At 69.7% G+C, this 19,864-nt stretch carries 18 protein-coding genes; 15 read left to right on the top strand and 3 right to left on the bottom strand.

Features of this window, described 5'->3' with window-relative positions; all coding sequences use genetic code 11:
- Positions 1 to 142 precede the first annotated feature (142 nt).
- The 3 genes from ABH926_RS40425 to fbaA all read left to right on the top strand — a co-directional run bounded on the left by ABH926_RS40425 (position 143) and on the right by fbaA (position 3,013).
- Entirely contained in the window at positions 143 to 1,033 is an 891-nt protein-coding gene (locus ABH926_RS40425) for a hypothetical protein (RefSeq protein ID WP_370371497.1), read from the top strand.
- 149 nt (positions 1,034 to 1,182) lie between these two features.
- Positions 1,183 to 1,929, top strand: coding sequence for a DedA family protein (locus ABH926_RS40420; protein WP_370371495.1), 747 nt, complete (start codon positions 1,183 to 1,185; stop codon positions 1,927 to 1,929).
- A 58-nt stretch (positions 1,930 to 1,987) separates the two neighbouring features.
- Positions 1,988 to 3,013, top strand: coding sequence for a class II fructose-bisphosphate aldolase (fbaA, locus tag ABH926_RS40415; protein ID WP_370371494.1), 1,026 nt, complete (start codon positions 1,988 to 1,990; stop codon positions 3,011 to 3,013).
- 79 nt (positions 3,014 to 3,092) lie between these two features.
- Here fbaA and ABH926_RS40410 read toward each other — a convergent pair whose 3' ends face one another.
- Positions 3,093 to 3,866 (bottom strand): GNAT family N-acetyltransferase, encoded by a 774-nt coding sequence (locus ABH926_RS40410; RefSeq protein WP_370371492.1) that lies wholly within the window; start codon positions 3,864 to 3,866, stop codon positions 3,093 to 3,095.
- 61 nt (positions 3,867 to 3,927) lie between these two features.
- Positions 3,928 to 5,175, bottom strand: coding sequence for an aromatic acid exporter family protein (locus ABH926_RS40405; protein WP_370371490.1), 1,248 nt, complete (start codon positions 5,173 to 5,175; stop codon positions 3,928 to 3,930).
- A gap of 164 nt (positions 5,176 to 5,339) precedes the next feature.
- On the opposite strand from ABH926_RS40405, the gene ABH926_RS40400 reads away from it, so the two are divergent.
- From ABH926_RS40400 to ABH926_RS40350, 11 genes are all read left to right on the top strand, one after another.
- Entirely contained in the window at positions 5,340 to 6,227 is an 888-nt protein-coding gene (locus ABH926_RS40400; protein WP_370371489.1) for a Rossmann-like and DUF2520 domain-containing protein, read from the top strand.
- Positions 6,224 to 7,090, top strand: coding sequence for a pantoate--beta-alanine ligase (gene panC, locus ABH926_RS40395; protein WP_370371488.1), 867 nt, complete (start codon positions 6,224 to 6,226; stop codon positions 7,088 to 7,090). Before ABH926_RS40400 ends, panC begins: the two co-directional genes overlap by 4 nt.
- Positions 7,090 to 7,509 (top strand): aspartate 1-decarboxylase, encoded by a 420-nt coding sequence (panD, locus tag ABH926_RS40390; protein WP_370371486.1) that lies wholly within the window; start codon positions 7,090 to 7,092, stop codon positions 7,507 to 7,509. The genes panC and panD overlap by 1 nt, the downstream gene beginning before the upstream one ends.
- 38 nt (positions 7,510 to 7,547) lie before the next feature.
- Complete coding sequence (locus ABH926_RS40385; RefSeq protein WP_370371484.1) at positions 7,548 to 9,221, top strand: L-aspartate oxidase; 1,674 nt, start codon at positions 7,548 to 7,550, stop codon at positions 9,219 to 9,221.
- Entirely contained in the window at positions 9,221 to 10,129 is a 909-nt protein-coding gene (gene nadC, locus ABH926_RS40380; RefSeq protein WP_370371482.1) for a carboxylating nicotinate-nucleotide diphosphorylase, read from the top strand. Before ABH926_RS40385 ends, nadC begins: the two co-directional genes overlap by 1 nt.
- Positions 10,130 to 10,133: 4 nt before the next feature.
- A complete protein-coding gene (locus ABH926_RS40375) occupies positions 10,134 to 10,922 on the top strand; it encodes a type III pantothenate kinase (RefSeq protein WP_370371481.1) in 789 nt (262 codons plus the stop codon).
- A 135-nt stretch (positions 10,923 to 11,057) separates the two neighbouring features.
- A complete protein-coding gene (locus ABH926_RS40370; protein WP_370371479.1) occupies positions 11,058 to 12,098 on the top strand; it encodes a hypothetical protein in 1,041 nt (346 codons plus the stop codon).
- Between the two features lie 80 nt (positions 12,099 to 12,178).
- Positions 12,179 to 13,699: a bifunctional lysylphosphatidylglycerol synthetase/lysine--tRNA ligase LysX gene (gene lysX / locus ABH926_RS40365; protein ID WP_370371477.1), complete on the top strand. Its 1,521-nt coding sequence runs from the start codon at positions 12,179 to 12,181 to the stop codon at positions 13,697 to 13,699.
- Positions 13,700 to 13,969: 270 nt separating this feature from the next.
- Positions 13,970 to 15,298: a globin domain-containing protein gene (locus ABH926_RS40360; RefSeq protein ID WP_370371475.1), complete on the top strand. Its 1,329-nt coding sequence runs from the start codon at positions 13,970 to 13,972 to the stop codon at positions 15,296 to 15,298.
- Positions 15,295 to 15,813, top strand: coding sequence for an amino-acid N-acetyltransferase (locus ABH926_RS40355; protein ID WP_370371473.1), 519 nt, complete (start codon positions 15,295 to 15,297; stop codon positions 15,811 to 15,813). The genes ABH926_RS40360 and ABH926_RS40355 overlap by 4 nt, the downstream gene beginning before the upstream one ends.
- Before the next feature lie 99 nt (positions 15,814 to 15,912).
- Positions 15,913 to 16,248, top strand: a complete 336-nt coding sequence (locus tag ABH926_RS40350) for an Lsr2 family protein (protein WP_370371472.1) — start codon at positions 15,913 to 15,915, stop codon at positions 16,246 to 16,248.
- A 97-nt stretch (positions 16,249 to 16,345) separates the two neighbouring features.
- On the opposite strand, the gene ABH926_RS40345 is transcribed toward ABH926_RS40350, so the two are convergent.
- Positions 16,346 to 16,894 carry a hypothetical protein gene (locus ABH926_RS40345; protein ID WP_370371470.1) on the bottom strand — a complete coding sequence of 183 codons (549 nt, stop codon included), beginning with the start codon at positions 16,892 to 16,894 and terminating at the stop codon, positions 16,346 to 16,348.
- Positions 16,895 to 17,225: 331 nt separating this feature from the next.
- On the opposite strand from ABH926_RS40345, the gene ABH926_RS40340 reads away from it, so the two are divergent.
- On the top strand, positions 17,226 to 19,781 hold the full coding sequence (locus ABH926_RS40340; RefSeq protein WP_370371468.1) for an ATP-dependent Clp protease ATP-binding subunit: 2,556 nt from the start codon (positions 17,226 to 17,228) through the stop codon (positions 19,779 to 19,781).
- The last annotated feature ends 83 nt before the right edge of the window (positions 19,782 to 19,864 follow it).

Genomic DNA, 19,864 nt, shown 5'->3' with positions numbered 1-19,864 from the left:
CATCGGGTCGTGTAGACAGTAGAGGTCGCGCGCGCTGTGAGGCGTTCGCGATGAAGACCGCGGATCAGACGCAACCAGCGTGGTGGTTCGCGCGTCTACCTGCCAGAACCTAATCAGGTGTCAACACTTTGGGGTGCGGGCTGTGGAAGAGCGGGACGAGCTAGAGATCGAGACGAGGCTGCGTGCTGCGTTGCAGGCCCGCAGTGAACTCGTCACGCATTCCACGCTCCGGCCCGGGATCCCGCCGAACGAGCACACGGCGGGGGTGCGGGCCAAGCGGGACGCCTGGTGGTCGTGGCGCCGGATATGGGCGCCCGTCACCGTCGCCGCCGCGCTGGCCGGCGGCGTTTTCGTGGGGGCGCAGCTGCCGTCGGACTCCGGCAAGGGCTCGGTCAGCGCGGGCTCCAACCCGGGCAGCGACATCAGCGGCCAGGGCTCGGGCGCACCGACCGGCTCAGCCCCGACGCCGGGTCTGAGCGCGGCGTCGGGCACCGCGTCGAACATCGGCACGCTCGGCTTCACCCTCGCCGACGGCTGGCAGGTCACCGCGATCTCCGACACCGCCGGCTGCGTGACGCCCAAGACTCGCCCGGCTCCGAACCCGGCGGCCGCCGGCACGGACTCCCTGCCCTGCGGCGTGGACGGCCTGTACATCAAGGCGGACGCCGCGCCGACCGCCTGGCCGCTGAGCGCCGCGACCAAGGACATCGGCTGGTGGCCGGGCCAGGCGGCCTCCGCCTCGGCCATCACCTGCCCGGCGGTGAAGCCGGGGGGCTCCGGCATGGTGAAGGCGTCGATGGTCCTGCGCTCCTCCGCCAAGTACGCACTCGCGGGACAGGCCACCGCCGAATACCATGAATGGGCGGTGACCTGCGACAACGGGCCGGGCGTGCAGCCGATGCTGTGGAAGCTCAACGCCGCTCCCGGCGCCACGGCGCCGACCACGTTCGGCGTGGCCGCCGTGGTCTCCTCGGACCCGGAGTACGACTCGGCCCTGCTCGGTATGGTGGGCTCGCTGCACCAGACGAGCTGACCGGCGCCTACAGGCTGCCCCGCAAACCGGTCGTCACGGCTCATAGCGTCGCTCAGCTCCCGGTCGGACCAGACTCTGACCAGGCCGGGAGCCGTTTGGACCCCGCCAACTGCCACACGCTGTAGTAATGACAAGGTAGCCTCAGTCCTGTGACCTCCTCCATGGCCCACTTCCTGGCCTTCAATCCGATCTCCGCGACGGACTGGATCAACGCGCTCGGCAACTTCGCCGTGCTCGGCGTCTGCGCGATCATCTTCGCTGAAACCGGTCTGATGATCGGATTCGTCCTGCCCGGCGACTCGCTGCTGTTCATCGCCGGGCTGCTCACCCTGTCGGGCAAGTCGTCCGCCGGCGTGACCAACACCCACCACCTGTCGCTGCCGCTGCTGCTGGTGGCCGTGCCGATCTGCGCCGTGGCCGGCGCCCAGCTCGGCCACTACCTCGGCGCGCGCTTCGGCCGGCCGCTGTTCGACAAACCGGACAGCCGGCTGTTCAAGCGCGAGCACGTGAACAAGGCCGAGGAGGTGTTCAACAACTACGGCGAGACCAAGGCCGTGGTGCTGGCGCGCTTCATCCCGGTCGTGCGCACCTTCATGAACCCGGTCGCCGGCGTGCTGGAGATGCCCGCCAAGAAGTTCTTCATGGCGAACCTGGTCGGCGGGATCATCTGGGCCGACGGCGTGCTGCTGCTGGGCCGTCTGGCCTCCAACGCGATCAGCGCGGACAAGGTCGACAAGTACATCATCCCGATCACCCTGGTCATCGTGGCGCTGTCGCTGCTGCCGATCTTCTTCGAGTGGCGCAAGTCCAAGAAGGGCAAGGGCGACGCTCCTGCCGGTTATCGGCAGAGCGACCAGGATTCGGTCGCTTCGAGCGGTCGGCACCGCAGCCGGTAAACTGCGCCCCAGCAGCGCTAATCCGAGTGCGACCGTCCCACCCAAGGAGACAACAGCGATGGCTATCGCGACCCCTGAGGTCTACCGCGAGATGCTGGACCGGGCCAAGGCCGGCCGGTTCGCCTACCCCGCGATCAACGTGACCTCCTCCCAGACGCTGAACGCCGCCCTGCGTGGCTTCGCGGAGGCCGAGAGCGACGGCATCCTGCAGATCTCCACGGGCGGCGCGGAGTACCTGTCCGGCTCCGTCAAGGACATGGTCACCGGCTCGGTGGCGCTGGCGGAGTTCGCGCACGTGGTCGCGGCCAAGTACGACATCACGGTGGCCCTGCACACCGACCACTGCCCGAAGGACAAGCTCGACGGCTTCATGCGGCCGCTGGTCGAGGTCTCGGCCGAGCGGGTCAAGGCCGGGCAGCTGCCGCTGTTCCAGTCCCACATGTGGGACGGCTCGGCGGTGCCGCTGGACGAGAACCTGCAGATCGCGCAGGAGCTGCTCGCCAAGTGCGCCGCGGCGGACATCATCATGGAGCTGGAGATCGGTGTCGTCGGCGGCGAGGAGGACGGCGTCGCCAACGAGATCAACGAGAAGCTCTACACCACCGCCGAGGACGTCCTGAAGACCGTGGACGCGATCGGTCTGGGCGAGAAGGGCCGCTACCTGCTGGCCGCCACCTTCGGCAACGTGCACGGCGTCTACAAGCCGGGCAACGTCAAGCTCCGCCCGAGCATCCTGCACGACATCCAGGAGGCCGTCGCGGCCAAGCACCCGGGCCACGGCGACAAGCCGTTCGACCTGGTCTTCCACGGCGGCTCCGGCTCCACCCTGGAGGAGATCCGCGAGGCCCTGGACTACGGCGTGGTGAAGATGAACATCGACACCGACACGCAGTACGCGTTCACCCGGCCGGTCGCCGACCACATGTTCAAGAACTACGACGGCGTCCTGAAGGTCGACGGCGAGGTCGGCAACAAGAAGACCTACGACCCGCGCACCTACGGCAAGTCGGCGGAGGCGGGCATGGCCGCGCGCGTCGTGGAGGCGTGCACGGACCTGCGTTCGGTGGGGACGAAGCTGAAGTAGTCCACTGACAGCGCATAGTGGGGCGCACTCCTTATAGAGGAGTGCGCCCCACTTGTCTGTTCTCAGAACGTATAGCGTCTCAGAACGTATAGCGTGCCCGCCCGGAGAACCGCTCAAAGCCCAGCCGCCGGTACACCGGCGCACCCAGCGCTGTAGCGGTCAGTGTCGCGCTCTTGGCCCCGGCCCGGAACGCACCGTCTATGGCGGCGGCGGACACCAGCGCACCGAGTCCGCGATTGCGAGCCGAGGTCTTCGTGGCGACCCAGAACAGCCCGGCGGAGTCCTCGTGCCGGAACGCCAAGGCGGCCGCGGCCGGCTCGCGCTCCCAGTAGGCGACGAACGCGTGGACCCGCGGGTCGAGCAGTACCGTTGCCGAGGCGAAGTGCAGCACAGTCTCCGGGTCCTGCTCCGCCTCGATCCGCAGCGCGCGGTGCACATCCGCGAACGAGTCGGCCTCCTCGGCGTCGCGGACCTCGGCCAGTTCGACGCCGAACGCCGGGCTCGGGACGGCCGGCGCCGACGCGATCCCCATGTCCTCCAGCTCTATACCGCGCGTCATCCCCGCCGCTTCCGCGGCTGCTATGAGATCCGTGTCTCCGTCGACCGAGGCCCAGAGGTTCAGCTGCTGACGGTGTTCCTCGCCGAAGGACCGGACCGCCTCTACTGACTTCTCCGCTGGGACCCCGCGGTCGAACCGCCGCGCGGAGCTGTAGAACAGCGATCGCAGGAAGGGGCGTGCTGACGCCACCATCAACATCCCCGCGTCCTCGCCGACTACGGTGCCGTCCTCGTGCTCGGCGAACAGGCGCGCGGCGGCCAGGGTGGTCCGGTCGCTCTGGTCCAGGAAAGTCATACCGCGCATCATCCCCGGATCGTGGGTTCAATGCGGATCCGCAGGACTGTGCGCACGCTACTCACGTCGAGGCGCTGGGCACCGGTGCCGGGTGGATCTCGGGGATGGCCAGGACGTGCGGACCTTCCACCGGGTCGAGTTCGTAGAGCATGCGCCGCACCTCGTCCAGGAGCGAACCGTGCACCGACCACTTCTCCACGGCGTACGCCCCCATGGGGAGCATGTCCTCTATCGCCGAGAGCTGATGGTCCGCGGCGGCGGTGATGATGACCTTCAGCTCCTCCAGGACCTGGCGGCTGTCCCGGTCCGGGATCTGCAGGCGGCCGAACCGGTTCAGGGCGCGGCCGACGTCCAGCAGCAGTATCGACAGGGCCTGGGGGACCTCGGTGGTGGCCGGCAGGCCGCGGGCGCCGTTGGCCAGGTCGGACAGGCCCCGCAGCAGGCTGTTCAGCTGCGAGGAGACGTGGCTGAGGCAGATCGCGGCCTGGTCGACGCGGTTCACCTCCGGCTCCAGCGCAGAGCGCCGGGGGTGGTAGCGGACGGCCTCCTCGGCCTGGTCCGCGATGTCCTCCGCGTCGGCGCTCTCGCCCTTGAGCGCGCGGGAGCGCTCCAGCCACTTCTTGGCGTCGGCCGCGGACCACTCGGTGCTCAGCGACTTGGAGACGTCCCGGCACAGCTGTGCCAGGTCGTCGGCGAGGTCCGCGAGGTCCTTGGCGGCCGTGTTGCTGTAGGTCGGCGGGGCGATCAGCGCGTTGGCCACGACGCCGACCGCGGCGCCCACGAGGGTGTCGTAGATGCGCTCCATGCCGTAGCCCCGGCCCAGGCTGTAGACCAGCAGCGAGGTGGTCGCGACCTGGTTGACCTGGGTCCCCAGGCGCAGGGTCCGGCCGATCATCAGCGCGACGATCACCAGGAGCGAGAGCGTGAACCAGGTCAGCTCGACGAACCGGCCGATGATCAGGGCCGCGATGACCCCCAGCAGCACCGCCGCGACCTGCTGCAGGCCGCGGCGGAAGGTCTGGTAGATGGTGACCTGCATGGTGATCAGGACGGCCACCGGCGCCAGGACGGCGTGGAACTGCGGGTGGCCGTGGTAGATCACCCTCTTGGCGATCTCCCAGGCCACCGCACAGGCCAGAGCTGTCTTGAGTGTTTGTATGAACGCTTCACGTTCGCGGCGGTACCAGTGCCGTACGCCGTGCAGCTGAAGCACGCGTACCGAGTGCTCGATCCCGGAGCGCAAGGTGGTGTGGCCACGGTCGAGCACCTCCCTGGTGAACTCGCCGACCGAGTCCGTGGAGCGTGGCATGGGGGAATCATGGCAGACCAGCTGGGGTGGGAGTGCTAGGCGGTGCCTATGTGAGATCGGGCATGATGACTGCGACGCGAGTGACGGGATACCCTGATCGCGCCATCATTTTGATACGACTGGTACCCCCAGCGGACTGGATCGTAGAAAGATAACGGGAGCCCATGGATTCCGCAGAGTCCCGCCTGGCGGTCGGGGTCGTAGGCACCGGCCGCGTCGGCTCGGCCCTCGGCGCCGCCTTACAGCGCGCCGGCCATCGCGTGGTCGCCGCCTCCAGCGTCTCCGAGCAGTCGGTGCGCCGAGCCGACAAACTCCTGCCCGGCGTTCCGCTGGTGCCCGCCCAAGAGGTGCTGGCCGCCGCCGACCTGGTGCTGCTCACCGTCCCCGACGACGCCCTGCCGGGGCTGGTCGAGGGCCTGGTGGCGACCGGTTCGATCAAGCCCGGCACGATACTGGCGCACACCTCCGGCCGCTTCGGCTACACCGTCCTGGACGCCGCCACCCGCGCCGGAGCGCTGCCGCTGGCGTTGCACCCGGCGATGACCTTCACCGGCACCGAGGTGGATGTCGCGCGGCTGGCCGGGTGCTCCTTCGGGGTGACCGCCCCGGACCCGCTCCGTCCCATCGCCGAGGCGCTGGTGGTGGAGATGGGCGGGGAGCCGGAGTGGATCGAGGAGGAGGCGCGGCCGCTGTATCACGCGGCCCTCGCGTACGGCTCGAACTACCTGGTCACTCTGGTCGCGCAGGCCCAGGACCTGCTCGCCGCGGCCGGCGTCCGGGAACCGGGCCGCATGCTCGGCCCGCTGCTCGGCGCCGCGCTGGACAACGCCCTGCGCTCCGGCGACCTGGCGCTGACCGGACCGGTGGCGCGCGGCGATGCCGGGACCGTGGCCGCGCACCTGGAGGTGCTGGCCGAGCGGGACCCGCAGGCCGCCCGCGGCTACCGCGCCCTGGGCCGCCTCACCGCGGACCGCGCGATGGCATCCGGACTGCTCTCCGCCGAGAAAGCCGAACCCCTGCTCGGAGTTCTGAACAAGGAGTCAGACGCATGACAGCGCTCGTCCACACCCGCGCCGAACTTCAGCCCTTCCTCGACGGCTTCGCCAATGGGAAGCGCGGAGTGGTCATGACTATGGGGGCGCTCCATGAGGGGCACCTGGAGCTTCTGAAGAAGGCCCGCCACGACTGCGACCTGGTGGTCGCCACGGTCTTCGTGAACCCGCTGCAGTTCGGTCCGAACGAGGACTTCGACCGCTACCCGCGGACGCTCGACGACGACCTGAAGCTCTGCGCGGAAGCCGGAGTGGACGTCGTCTATGCGCCCGCCGTGGAGGAGGTCTACCCGGGCGGCCAGCCGATCGTGAAGGTCACCCCCGGGCCGATGGGAGAGGTGCTGGAGGGTGCGTTCCGCCCCGGCTTCTTCACCGGTGTCCTGACCATCGTGAACAAGCTGCTCAACCTGACGGACCCGCACATGGCGTTCTTCGGGCAGAAGGACGCACAGCAGCTCGCCCTGGTGCGCCGCATGGTGCTGGACCTGAACATGCCGGTCGAGATCGTCGGCGTCCCCACGGTCCGGGACGACGACGGCCTGGCCAAGTCCAGCCGCAACCGCTACCTCAGCCCTGAGGAGCGCACTACAGCGCTCGCGCTGTCGCGCGCACTGTTCGCCGGACAGGAGAATGCCGCGGAGGGCGCCGACGCGGTGCGGGACGCCGCGAACGCGGTCCTGGAGCCCGCCGGCGCCGCCGGCGGGCTGGCTGTGGACTACCTCGCACTCGTCGACCCGCGGGACTTCTCTGAGGTCCCGCCGGCGTTCACCGGACAGGCCGTGCTCGCGGTGGCGGCGCGCGTCGGCACCACCCGCCTCATCGACAACCTCCCCCTCACCCTCACCACCCACGGAGCCCGCTGATGCACCGCACGATGTTGAAGTCCAAGATCCACCGTGCCACGGTCACCCAGGCCGATCTGCACTACGTGGGCTCGGTGACGATCGACGAGGACCTGATGGACGCCGCGGACCTGCTGCCCGGCGAGCAGGTCGCGATCGTCGACATCGACAACGGCGCCCGCCTTGAGACCTACGTCATACCCGGGCAGCGGGGGACCGGCGTGATCGGCATCAACGGCGCCGCGGCGCGTCTGGTGCACCCCGGGGACCTGGTCATCCTGATCTCCTACATGCAGGTGGACGACGCGGAGGCGCGTAGTCTTCAGCCGAAGGTGGTGCACGTCGACACCGAGAACCGGATCGTCGCCCTCGGGGCGGACCCGGCCGAGCCGGTGCCGGGCTCACAGGTACTGAGCCGGGGCGACGTCACCGCGAATTGACGGGGTACCGGGGTACCGGTACGTGAGGGGTAGATGACATGGTCCAGCGGCTGAGGGCGCCCCACCCGGGTTGGCGGGCTTACGCGGACACCGTCGTGGTCGGATCCGGCGTGGCCGGCATCACGGCGGCACTGGCCGCGCGGCAGGCCGGCAGCGTGCTGCTGGTGACGAAGGCCCGCCTGCAGGACGGCTCGACGCGCTGGGCACAGGGCGGCATCGCCGCGGCGCTCGGCGTCGGGGACAGTCCGGAGGCGCACCTGCAGGACACGCTGGTGGCCGGCGCGGGGGTCTGCGACGAGGACGCGGTGCGGGTCCTGGTGACCGAGGGCCCGGCGGCGGTCCGCCGGCTGATCGCCCTGGGCGCGGAGTTCGACAAGACCGCCGACGGCGCCATAGCGCTCGGCCGCGAGGGCGGGCATCTGGCCCGCCGCATCGCGCACGCCGGCGGCGACGCCACCGGCAAGGAGGTCTCCCGCGCGCTGATCGCGGCGCTGGAGCACACCATCGGCGAGATCGAGGTCATCGACCACGCGCTGGTCCTGGACCTGCTCAAGGACGAGCACGGCGGCGCCGCGGGCGTCACGCTGCACGTCATGGGCGAGGGCGCGCGCGACGGCGTCGGCGCGGTCCACGCCAAGGCCGTGGTGCTGGCCACCGGCGGCATGGGCCACGTCTTCGACGCCACCACGAACCCCTCGGTCGCGACCGGGGACGGCGTCGCGCTGGCGCTGCGCGCCGGCGCCGAGGTCGCGGACCTGGAGTTCGTGCAGTTCCATCCGACGGTGATGTGGCTCGGCGGCGCGGCGCGCGGTCAGCAGCCGCTGATCTCCGAGGCCGTCCGCGGCGAGGGCGCGTACCTGGTGGACGGCAGCGGTGTCCGCTTCATGGTCGGGCAGCATCCGCTGGCCGAACTGGCGCCGCGCGACGTGGTCGCCAAGGGCATCATGCGGCGTATGGCGGAGACCGGGGAGCCTCATGTGTGGCTCGACGCGCGGACCGGCGTAGGCGAGTTCTCTGATGAGTACTGGCGTACCCGGTTCCCCACTATCCGCGAGTCCTGTCTCGAGCACGGGATCGACCCGGCCAAGGACCTGATCCCGGTCGCTCCGGCGGAACACTTTGCGTCCGGCGGAGTCCGCACGGACATATGGGGACGCACTTCTATCCCGCGCCTATACGCGTGCGGAGAAGCGGCCTGTACCGGAGTGCACGGAGCGAACCGCCTGGCGTCCAACTCCCTGTTGGAAGGACTGGTCTTCGCCGAGCGTATCGGCGCGGACCTCGGCAAGCGGCTGCCGTGGACCGAGGCCCCGGTCCCGGTCGAGGCGCCGGACGGCGTCGAGGACGTTCTGCTGGAGCCCTCGGTGATGGCCGAGGTGCAGCACACCATGACCGCCGGCGCGGGTGTCCTGCGCAGCGCGGAGTCGCTGGACCGCACCGCCGACGACCTGGAGCAGCTCGCCGGGCGCTCCGCACAGGCCCCGCACCTGGAGGCCTGGGAGGCGACGAACCTCCACCTGCTGGCCAGTGCCCTGGTGAAGGGCGCCGCACTGCGCAACGAGACCCGGGGATCGCACTGGCGTGAAGACTTCCCCGACAGCGCGGACCGCTGGCTGGTGCGCCTGGCCACCCGTCTGGACCCCGCGACCGGGAAGCTGGTCACCGAGAAGCAGCCGCTGCGCAGCGCTGAGATGGATGGAGTGAAGCCCTGATGAGCTCGTTGTCCCCGGACATTGCCAAAGCCCTGACCGACGGCGGCCTCGACCCGGAGTACGTGACCTCGGTGATCATGATGGCCCTGGACGAGGACCTGGCCGACGGGCCGGACGTCACCACCGAGGCCACGGTCTCCGCCGACGCGACCGACACCGCGGACTTCGCCGTGCGCGCGAACGGCGTCGCCGCCGGCGTCCCGGTCGCCGCGGCGGTCTTCGACCTGGTCTCGCAGGGCACGGCGAAGATCCGGCAGGCCGTGAAGGACGGCGACCGGGTCGAGCCGGGCACCGTGCTGTTCACGGTCACCGGCGCTACGCGGGACCTCCTCACCGGGGAACGCACAGCGTTGAACCTTCTGTGCCACATGTCGGGGATCGCTACGCAGACCCGCCTGTGGGTGGACGCGGTAGAGGGCACCGGCGCGAAGATCCGTGACACCCGCAAGACCACCCCGGGCCTGCGCTCCCTGGAGAAGTACGCGGTGCGGTGCGGCGGCGGCGAGAACCACCGCATGTCGCTGTCCGACGCGGGACTGGTGAAGGACAACCACGTGGTCGCCGCCGGCGGCGTCGTCGAGGCGTTCGAGGCGGTGCGCAAGGCCCACCCGGGGCTGCCGATCGAGGTCGAGATCGACTCGCTGGAGCAGCTGCCCGGCGTGCTCGCGGCCGGCGCCGAGCTGATCCTGCTGGACAACTTCACGCCGGAGCGGATGCGCGCGGCGGTGCAGGTGACCGGGCGCAACGAACTGTACGGCCGCACCCGGCTGGAGGCGTCCGGCGGGCTGACCCTGGACCTGGCCCGCGCCGTCGCCGAGACCGGGGTGGACTACCTCTCGGTGGGCGCGCTCACGCACTCGGCGCCGATCCTGGACATCGGTTCCGACTTCCGCGAAGAAGGGAAGTAGCCCTGTGCTCCTGACCATTGACGTCGGCAACACGCAGACCGTCTACGGGCTCTTCGAGGGCGAGGAGATCGTCGAGCACTGGCGGGTGGCCACGGACCCGCGCCGGACCTCCGACGAGCTCTCCGTGATGACGCAGGGCCTGCTGAACCAGCACTCGACGGCCGGCAAGCCCGGCGGCCTGTCGGGGCTGTCGATCTGCTCCACGGTGCCCTCGGTCCTGCACGAGATGCGGGACATGAGCCGGCGGCACTACGGAGACGTGCCGACGGTGCTGGTGGAGCCGGGGGTGAAGACCGGGGTGCCGATCCTGGTCGACAACCCCAAGGAGGTCGGCGCGGACCGCATCATGAACGCGCTCGCCGCGCACTACCTGTACGACGGCCCGGTTATCGTGGTCGACTTCGGGACGGCGACGTCGTTCGACGCGGTGTCGGCCAAGGGCGAGTTCCTCGGCGGCGCGATAGCCCCCGGCATCGAGATATCGGTCGAGGCGCTGGGGATGCGCGGGGCGCAGCTGCGCAAGATCGAGCTGACGAAGCCGCGGAGCATCATCGGGAAGAACACTGTCGAGTGCATGCAGTCGGGAATCCTCTATGGGTTCGCGGGGCAGGTCGACGGAGTGGTGCACCGCATGGCCGAGGAGATGGCCGAGGACCCGGACGACGTGACCGTGGTCGCCACCGGCGGACTCGCCGCGCTGGTGCTGGACGAGTCCGAGGTGGTGGACGTGCACGAGCCGTGGCTGACCCTGGTCGGGCTGCGCTTGGTGTACGAGCGGAACAGCGGAAGCTGATTCTCTATAGCGTTCTCCACAACGGAACGCCACAGAACACGGAACACAGAACACAGAACACGGAACACAGAACACCGACGGCGGCCGAGCGGAAAATCGCTCGGCCGCCGTTCCTGTGCGTGGTTGCATGACCTGGTGGACAACACGGAGATCCTCAAAACGGCCTCGACTCTCCTCGGCACAGAGCTGGCTGATCCGGTCGATCTCGGTGGGAGCGGCCGGAGCACGGTGCTGCGGGTCCGGACCGCCGACGGCGGCACGGTGATCCTGAAAGCGCACAATGAGCAAGCCGGCTACGCGGCCGAGTCCAGCGGGCTCCGGCTCACCGATCTGGGACCCCGGCTGCTGGCGGCCGACCCGGAGCACCGGCTGATCGCGATGGAGGATCTGGGGGACGCCCCGAACCTCGCCGACCTGCTGCTCGGCGGCGACGAGACGCGGGCGCGCGAGGTGCTCATCGAGTGGGCCGTCACCTATGGGCGGCTCGCCGTGCAGACGGTCGGTCGCGAGAGCGAGCTGGGGCAGGCGCACGGCATGTGGGTCACCGAGGACATGGCGAAGGTGCCGGACCTTCTCGGCACGCTCGGCATCGCGGTGCCGCCGGGGCTGGACGCCGACCTCGACGCGGTGTCGGCCCTGGACCACGACCGGTTCCGGGTCTTCTCCCCGGGCGACATCTGCCCCGACAACCATCTGCTGACGCCCTCGGGGCTGCGGCCGATCGACTTCGAGGGCGCGGGGTTCCACTCGGTCTTCCTGGACGCGTCCTACAGCCGGATGCCGTTCGGGAGCTGCTGGTGCGTGTTCCGGCTGCCTAAGAGCTTCTCCATGGAGGCGGAGCGTGCCTATCGCGCCGAGGTGGTGAAGGCGTATCCGGAACTGGCTGATGACCGGATCTGGCGGCCCGGGGTGCGGCTGGCGTCGGTCGCCTACGTGGTCAACATTACGCAGTGGCTGATGCCGGGCGTTCTGGAGGAGGACCGGCCTATGAACCGGAACCGCAATCCGATCGCCAGTGCGCGGCAGGTGCTGCGCTACCGGTGGGAGGTGACGGCGACCGCCCTGGAGCGTGCGGGGGAGCTGCCGGTGATGGCTGGCGTCTTCCGGGACCTGCTGCTTCTCACCGCGCACTGGAGTACCGCGGACCTGCCGGCCTATCCGGCCTTCCGCGGCTGAGCCGGGCTCGGGGCCCCGATTCAGCCCGCCACGTGGTATTCGGTTGCGACCCCTTGAAGCGGGCCAAGTAGCCTTGACCCATGACCGAAACCACCCCGCCTCCGGCGCAGCCCGAGTCCGACCTTCCCGAGCAGATCCGCATCCGCCGGGAGAAGCTGGACAAACTGCGCGAGCGCGGCGTGGATCCGTACCCGGTCGGGTACCCGCGGACCGCCACCATCGGGGAGCTGCGCGCGGAGTACAGCGACCTGGAGCCGGACACCGCCACCGGGCAGCGGGCCGGGATCGCCGGCCGCGTCGTGCTGTCGCGGACCGGCGGCAAGCTGTGCTTCGCCACGCTGCGCGAGGGCGAGTTCGAGATCCAGGCGATGTTCTCGCTGGACCGGCTCGGGGCGGAGTCGCTGGAGGACTGGAAGGGCGACGTCGACCTCGGCGACCTGGTCGGCGTCACCGGTGAGATCATCACATCCAGGCGCGGCGAGCTGTCCATCATGGTGGAGAGCTGGGCCATCACCTCCAAGTGCCTGCGGCCGCTGCCGGACAAGCACAAGGGGCTGACCGACCCCGAGGCGCGCGTGCGCCAGCGCTACGTCGACCTGATCGTGAACCCCGATGCCCGGCGGATGCTCTTCACCCGCTCGGACCTGGTGCGCTCGCTGCGCTCGAGCCTCGCGCAGCGCGGCTACACCGAGGTCGAGACGCCGATGCTGCAGCCGATCCACGGCGGTGCGAACGCCCGGCCGTTCGAGACCCACATCAACGCCTACGACATGAAGCTCTATATGCGCATCGCGCCGGAGCTCTACCTCAAGCGGCTGCTGGTCGGCGGCATCGAGAAGGTCTTCGAGATCAACCGCAACTTCCGCAACGAGGGCGCGGACTCCACGCACAGCCCCGAGTTCACCATGCTGGAGGCCTACGAGGTCTACGGCGACTACGACGTCATGCAGAAGCTGACGCAGCAGGTGATCCAGGAGGGCGCCGAGGCGATCTTCGGGTCCCAGGTGGCCCGCCGGCTGAATGCCGACGGCGAGGTCGAGGAGTTCGACATCAGCGGGGACTGGAAGTCGGTCACCGTCAACGAGGCGATCTCCGCCGCGCTCGGCGAGGAGGTCTCGGCCGACACCGAGATCGGCGCCCTGAAGAAGCTGTGCGACGCCGCGCAGATCCCCTACGCCCCGGGCTGGACCCGCGGCCAGGTGGTGCTGGAGATGTACGAGCACCTGGTCGAGGACAAGACCGTGCTGCCGACGTTCTACCGGGACTTCCCGAAGGACGTCTCGCCGCTGACCCGGGCCCACCGCACCGACCCGCGGCTGGCCGAGCGCTGGGACCTGGTCGGCTGGGGCGCGGAGATCGGCACCGGCTACTCCGAGCTGATCGACCCGGTGGACCAGCGCGAGCGGTTCACCGAGCAGTCGCTGCTGGCGGCCGGGGGCGACCCGGACGCGATGCAGCTGGACGAGGACTTCCTGCGGGCCCTGGAGTACGCGATGCCGCCGGCCGGCGGCATCGGGGCCGGCATCGACCGGATTCTGATGGCGCTCACCGGCCGGCTGATCCGGGAGACCATCCTGTTCCCGTTCGTTAAGCCCGCGTAGGTACTCTGGCGGGACCGACAAACGCCTCGTTCAGTTCGAGGGGGAAGCGACACGATGATGGGCAATCTGGGCCTTTATGTACCGTCCTTCGTGGTGGCGGTAGCGTTCATCTACGTCATCAGGCTCATTGTCGTGTCGCAGAACCCGCAGAAGCGGGCTGAGGCACGGGCGCGTGAGTTGGAAGCCGAGCGGAATGACCCGCGTTTCAGTTCGGGTCCGAAGCGCGGATCAGAGTCGGGCGCCGCTTAGCGTCCTGTTAATGTCGTGCGCGTGACGGAAGCTCTGGCTGTGGACGGCGAATCCCTCAACGACGATCTGCTGGCCGGTCGCGCGCAAGCTCTGGCGTTGGTGCGGCAAGGGTTCGCCGCCGTCAGTGCACGGCCGGAAGTTTTTACCAATTCTTTGTACGAGGACTTCTTCACCTCCAATCCCCGCTACCGCAAGTACTTCGCGGCCGGGGACGAGAAGCGCCGCGACGAGCGGACTCTGGAGGCGGCCGGCCGGGTCATCGCCGACCTGGACCGGCCCGGCGCGCTGCTGCCGTTGTTGCGCAGGCTCGCGCTGGAGTATCGCAAGTACGGTGTCCGCGAGCCGCATTACCGCGCGTTCGCCGGGTCGGTGATGACGGCTCTGGAGCGCACCATAGGCGAGGCCTGGACCTATGAGGCCGCGGTCGCCTGGGTCGACGAGCTGACCATGGTCGCCTCGGCGATGCTCGGGATCGCCGCCGAGGCCGACGCGCAGGGCCCGGCGTACTGGGAGGCCGAGGTCGTCGAGGTCGACCGGATGGCCGAGGACGTGGTCCGCCTCCGGGTCCGCACCGCGTTCCCGTACCCCTACCGCGCCGGCCAGTACGCCGCGATCGAGCTCGGCCGGCTGCCCTGGGTCTGGCGGGACTTCTCCTTCGCCGCCGCGCCTCAGACCGATGCCGCTGCCGCCGCCGATCCGGAGCACTCGGTCCTGGAGTTCCACGTCCAGCGCACCGCCGACGGCCGGCTGAGCAACGTCGTGCACGACGAGCTGGAGGTCGGCGACCGCATCCGGATCGCGGCCCCGGCCGGCGACCTGGCCTTCCCGGCCGGCGCCTCCCGGCTGATCGCGGTCGGGCACGGCACCGGCCTGGCCCCCATCGCCGCGCTGCTGGAGGACGCCGCCGCGGCCGGGGACGACCGTCCGGTGCACATCGTGGTCGGGAACTCCCTCAACGCCGCCAAGCCCGCAAAGAAGGCCGCGGCGGCGAAGAAGACCGCCAAGACTGCGAAGGCTGCCGCGACGCCACCGGTGAAAGCCCAGAAGGCTGCCAAGGCCGCCGTGGCCGCCGCCGCTGCGGACGAGGGCGCCGACCAGGCGTCCTACCTGGCCGAGCGCCTGGTCGAGCTGGCCGCCGCGCACGGCAACGCGGTCGTCGTGCACCTGGGGGCCGCCGAGGAATTGCCTCAGCATCTGGACGAATACCTCAAGGGCCTCGCGGACGGCGGGACACTGTCCGGGTGGGGCGGCGTGGCCGTCGGGTCGACCGGCACGGTCCAGGCCTGCCTCGGTGTCCTGGCGGCCGCCGGGGCCGATCCCGCCGACGTGAGAAGCGACCTTTTCGGATGACCAGCTCCCTGTCCGCCGCCGATATCACCGTGCGCCGGGCCCGTACCGACGATGTCGGCGCGATCCGTGAACTGCTCGGGCGTTACAAAGGCATCCTGCTGGACAAGCCGGACGTCACGCTTTTCGAGGACATCCAGGAGTTCTGGGTGGCCGAACACGACGGCGACGGCCGGGTGGTCGGATGCGGGGCCCTGCACGTGATCTGGCTGGATCTCGCAGAAGTGCGCACGCTGGCCGTGGACCCGGAATGCCGGGGTATGGGAGTCGGCGCGCGAATCCTTGACAAACTCGTCCGTACCGCCGCCCGGATCGGCGTTCGCCGGCTGTTCTGCCTGACGTTCGAAGTGGACTTCTTCGCCGCGCACGGATTCTCCGAGATCAGCGGGGTCCCGGTGCCGCCGCAGATCGAAGCCGAACTGTCGAAGTCGCCGGACGGCGGGGTCGCGGAGTTCCTGGACTTGGAGCAGGTCAAACCCAACACTCTGGGCAATACGCGCATGCTGCGGATCTTGTAGGACCTCAGCGCGGCACTCGGCGGGGATTTGATTTCACCACCGTAATGCGCTTTGCTGACTGCAGGTATATCCCAGAACTGGAGAAAGGCGGGCCGCCCGATGGCCAAGCGCACCATTGAGGTGTTCCACGACGACCTCGACGGCTCCGAGGGCGCGAGCACTGTGAAGTTCGGCCTCGACGGGAAGTCCTACGAGATCGACCTGTCCGAGGCGCATGAGAAGGAATTGCGCAAGGCGCTTGAGAAGTACGTCGGTGCCGCGACCCAGGTGAGCGCGCACAACGCCGCGGCCACCGGCCGTCGGAAGTACGGCACCGGCCCGGCCCGCCGCGACACCAAGCACATCCGTGAATGGCTGCGCTCCCAGGGCGTGGAAATCAGCGACCGGGGGCGTATTCCGACCGACCTGATGAATCGCTACAACGCCGCCCACTAATAGCCCCCGGGCGTCGCCGAGCCGTACCAGCGCGACGTCACGGGAGCTGTGGGGCCGGCCGGAGCGGCCTCGGGCGGCTCGGGCGGCGCCGCCGGGTTCAGCGCGCGGCGGCCACCGCGAGCCGGTGGCAGGCCGCGGCCAGAGTGGCCAGCAGGGCGATCAGCTCCGGGGCTTCGGGCAGGCCCGGGGTCGGGTAGGCGGGGCGGCGTGGGGCGTGCTCGACCGCCCTTACGGCGCCGGTTCCGCCGGGGTCGGCTCCGTTGTTGTCGTTGCCGCTGTTGTTGTTGCTGTTGCCGACGCCGCCGACGTGGTCGGTGGCGTCAGTGCTGTCCGGGGTGGCGGTGGTGATGCTCTGCTCGGCGCCGGGGCGCTGCATCGGGACCGTGGAGGGGTGCAGCCAGCGCACCGGCGGATCGGTGAGGTCGGGCCCGCGCACCGCGGTCAGGTCCAGCCGGACCCCGCCCCAGTCCAGCCACTCCAGCAGTTCCGGCAGGTCATCGGCGCCGCCGTCGGCGACGTAGAACAGCACCCGGCCGGCGGCGGACAGCGCGACCGGTCCCGGCGCGACCGCAGGCTGGCCGTATCCCAGCAGCCTGGCCAGCGCCTCGCGCCCCGCGGCTTCCGGTACGGAGACCACGTCCGGCATGTGGATCGACCTCCCCGTTCGCTCTTGGCGTACACCCTATTCGGGTCTGGGGCCCCGCTACCGGGAACACCACGTCAGAGGCGGCGAGTTGGACCAACTGAAGGCCCTGGGAGGTGTGACCGCCCCGAACACAGCGGGGAAGTCGCCCCACCTGCCAGGGACAGCGGGACTAGCATCGGTTGCGAGCCCGCCTGCCACCACAGGCGGGAACACTGGTTTGGCACCGCACGGAACTAGCAACACACCAGGGCAAGCGCACGATCTGTACTCCCTTCACAGGTTGTATCTCGATCAACACGTCGGCCCGCGACGCTCCGGGGAGCGATGAGGAATGTTCGAACGGTTCACCGACCGCGCACGGCGCGTCGTCGTCCTGGCCCAAGAAGAGGCCAGGATGCTCAACCACAACTACATCGGGACCGAGCACATCCTCCTCGGCCTCATCCACGAGGGTGAGGGTGTGGCGGCCAAGGCCCTGGAGAGCCTCGGCATCTCGCTCGAAGCGGTCCGCCAGCAGGTGGAGGAGATCATCGGCCAGGGCCAGCAGGCCCCGTCCGGCCACATCCCCTTCACGCCGCGGGCCAAGAAGGTCCTGGAGCTGTCGCTGCGCGAGGCGCTGCAGCTGGGCCACAACTACATCGGCACCGAGCACATTCTGCTCGGGCTGATCCGCGAGGGCGAGGGTGTCGCGGCGCAGGTGCTGGTCAAGCTGGGCGCGGACCTGAACCGGGTGCGCCAGCAGGTGATCCAGCTGCTGTCCGGCTACTCCGGCGGCGGCAAGGAGGCCGCGGCGGCCGGCGGTCCGGCCGAGGGCACGCCGTCCACCTCGCTGGTGCTGGACCAGTTCGGCCGCAACCTGACCCAGGCGGCCCGCGAGGGCAAGCTCGACCCGGTGATCGGGCGCGAGAAGGAGATCGAGCGGGTCATGCAGGTGCTGTCCCGCCGCACCAAGAACAACCCGGTGCTGATCGGCGAGCCCGGCGTCGGCAAGACCGCCGTCGTGGAGGGCCTGGCCCAGGCGATCGTCAAGGGCGAGGTGCCCGAGACGCTCAAGGACAAGCACCTGTACACCCTGGACCTCGGTGCCCTGGTGGCCGGCTCCCGCTACCGCGGTGACTTCGAGGAGCGCCTGAAGAAGGTGCTCAAGGAGATCCGCACCCGCGGCGACATCGTCCTGTTCATCGACGAGCTGCACACCCTGGTCGGCGCGGGCGCGGCGGAGGGTGCCATCGACGCGGCCTCGATCCTGAAGCCCATGCTGGCCCGCGGCGAGCTGCAGACCATCGGCGCCACCACCCTCGACGAGTACCGCAAGTACGTCGAGAAGGACGCCGCCCTGGAGCGCCGCTTCCAGCCGATCCAGGTGGCCGAGCCCTCGGTGGCACACACCATCGAGATCCTCAAGGGCCTGCGCGACCGCTACGAGGCGCACCACCGGGTGTCCATCACCGACGGCGCGCTGGTGGCCGCGGCCACGCTGGCCGAGCGCTACATCTCCGACCGCTTCCTGCCGGACAAGGCCATCGACCTGATCGACGAGGCCGGCTCCCGGATGCGCATCCGCCGCATGACCGCGCCGCCGGACCTGCGCGAGTTCGACGACAAGATCGCGAACGTGCGCAAGGAGAAGGAGTCCGCGATCGACGCGCAGGACTTCGAGAAGGCCGCCGCCCTGCGCGACCAGGAGAAGCAGCTCCAGGGCGCCAAGGCGCGCCGGGAGAAGGAGTGGAAGCAGGGCGACCTGGACGTCGTGGCCGAGGTCGACGAGGAGCTGATCGCCGAGGTCCTGGCCACCGCCACGGGCATCCCGGTGTTCAAGCTCACCGAGGAGGAGACCTCCCGCCTGCTGCGCATGGAGGACGAGCTGCACAAGCGCGTCATCGGCCAGAACCAGGCGATCAAGGGTCTGTCCCAGGCGATCCGGCGCACCCGTGCCGGGCTGAAGGACCCCAAGCGCCCCGGCGGCTCGTTCATCTTCGCCGGCCCGTCCGGCGTCGGTAAGACCGAGCTGGCCAAGGCCCTGGCGGAGTTCCTGTTCGGCGACGAGGACGCGCTGATCCAGCTGGACATGTCCGAGTTCTCCGAGAAGCACACGGTCTCCCGGCTGTTCGGCTCGCCGCCCGGATACGTCGGCTACGAGGAGGGCGGCCAGCTCACCGAGAAGGTGCGCCGCAAGCCGTTCTCGGTGGTCCTGTTCGACGAGGTCGAGAAGGCGCACCCGGACATCTTCAACTCGCTGTTGCAGATCCTGGAGGACGGCCGCCTGACCGACTCCCAGGGCCGGGTCGTGGACTTCAAGAACACGGTGATCATCATGACCACCAACCTCGGCACCCGGGACATCTCCAAGGGCTTCGGCCTGGGCTTCGCGGCCCAGGGCGACACCAAGGCCCCGTACGAGCGCATGAAGGCGAAGGTCAACGACGAGCTGAAGCAGCACTTCCGCCCGGAGTTCCTGAACCGCGTCGACGACACGGTGGTGTTCCCGCAGCTGAGCCAGGACGACATCGTCGCGATCGTGGACCTGATGATGAGCAAGGTCGACTCCCGCCTGAAGGACAAGGACATGGGCATCGTCCTGACCCGCAAGGCCAAGGAGCTCATCGCCAACCTGGGCTACGACCCGGTGCTCGGCGCCCGGCCGCTGCGCCGCGCGATCCAGCGCCACATCGAGGACCCGCTGTCGGAGAAGATCCTCTTCGGCGAGGTCCGGGCCGGCCAGCTGATCACGGTGGACGAGAACGCCGAGACCGGCGCGGTCGAGTCCGACCAGCGGTTCACCTTCAAGGCCGGCCCGAAGGAGGACGTCCCGGAGGACGCCTCGGTGCTGGAGTCCGGGACGCTGCCGCCGGCGGCGCCGGAGGCCACGCCGCCGGTCAGCGCCTGATCGGACGGTAGGAACCAGTAATAGCCAGCGGCCGCCCGCCCCGGAGACGGGGTGGGCGGCCACTGCTTTGCGCCCGAAAAGCA

The sequence above is a fragment of the Catenulispora sp. GP43 genome (assembly GCF_041260665.1).
In the GTDB taxonomy this organism is placed as follows: Bacteria; Actinomycetota; Actinomycetes; order Streptomycetales; family Catenulisporaceae; genus Catenulispora.
This window is presented reverse-complemented; position numbering and strand designations above follow the sequence as displayed.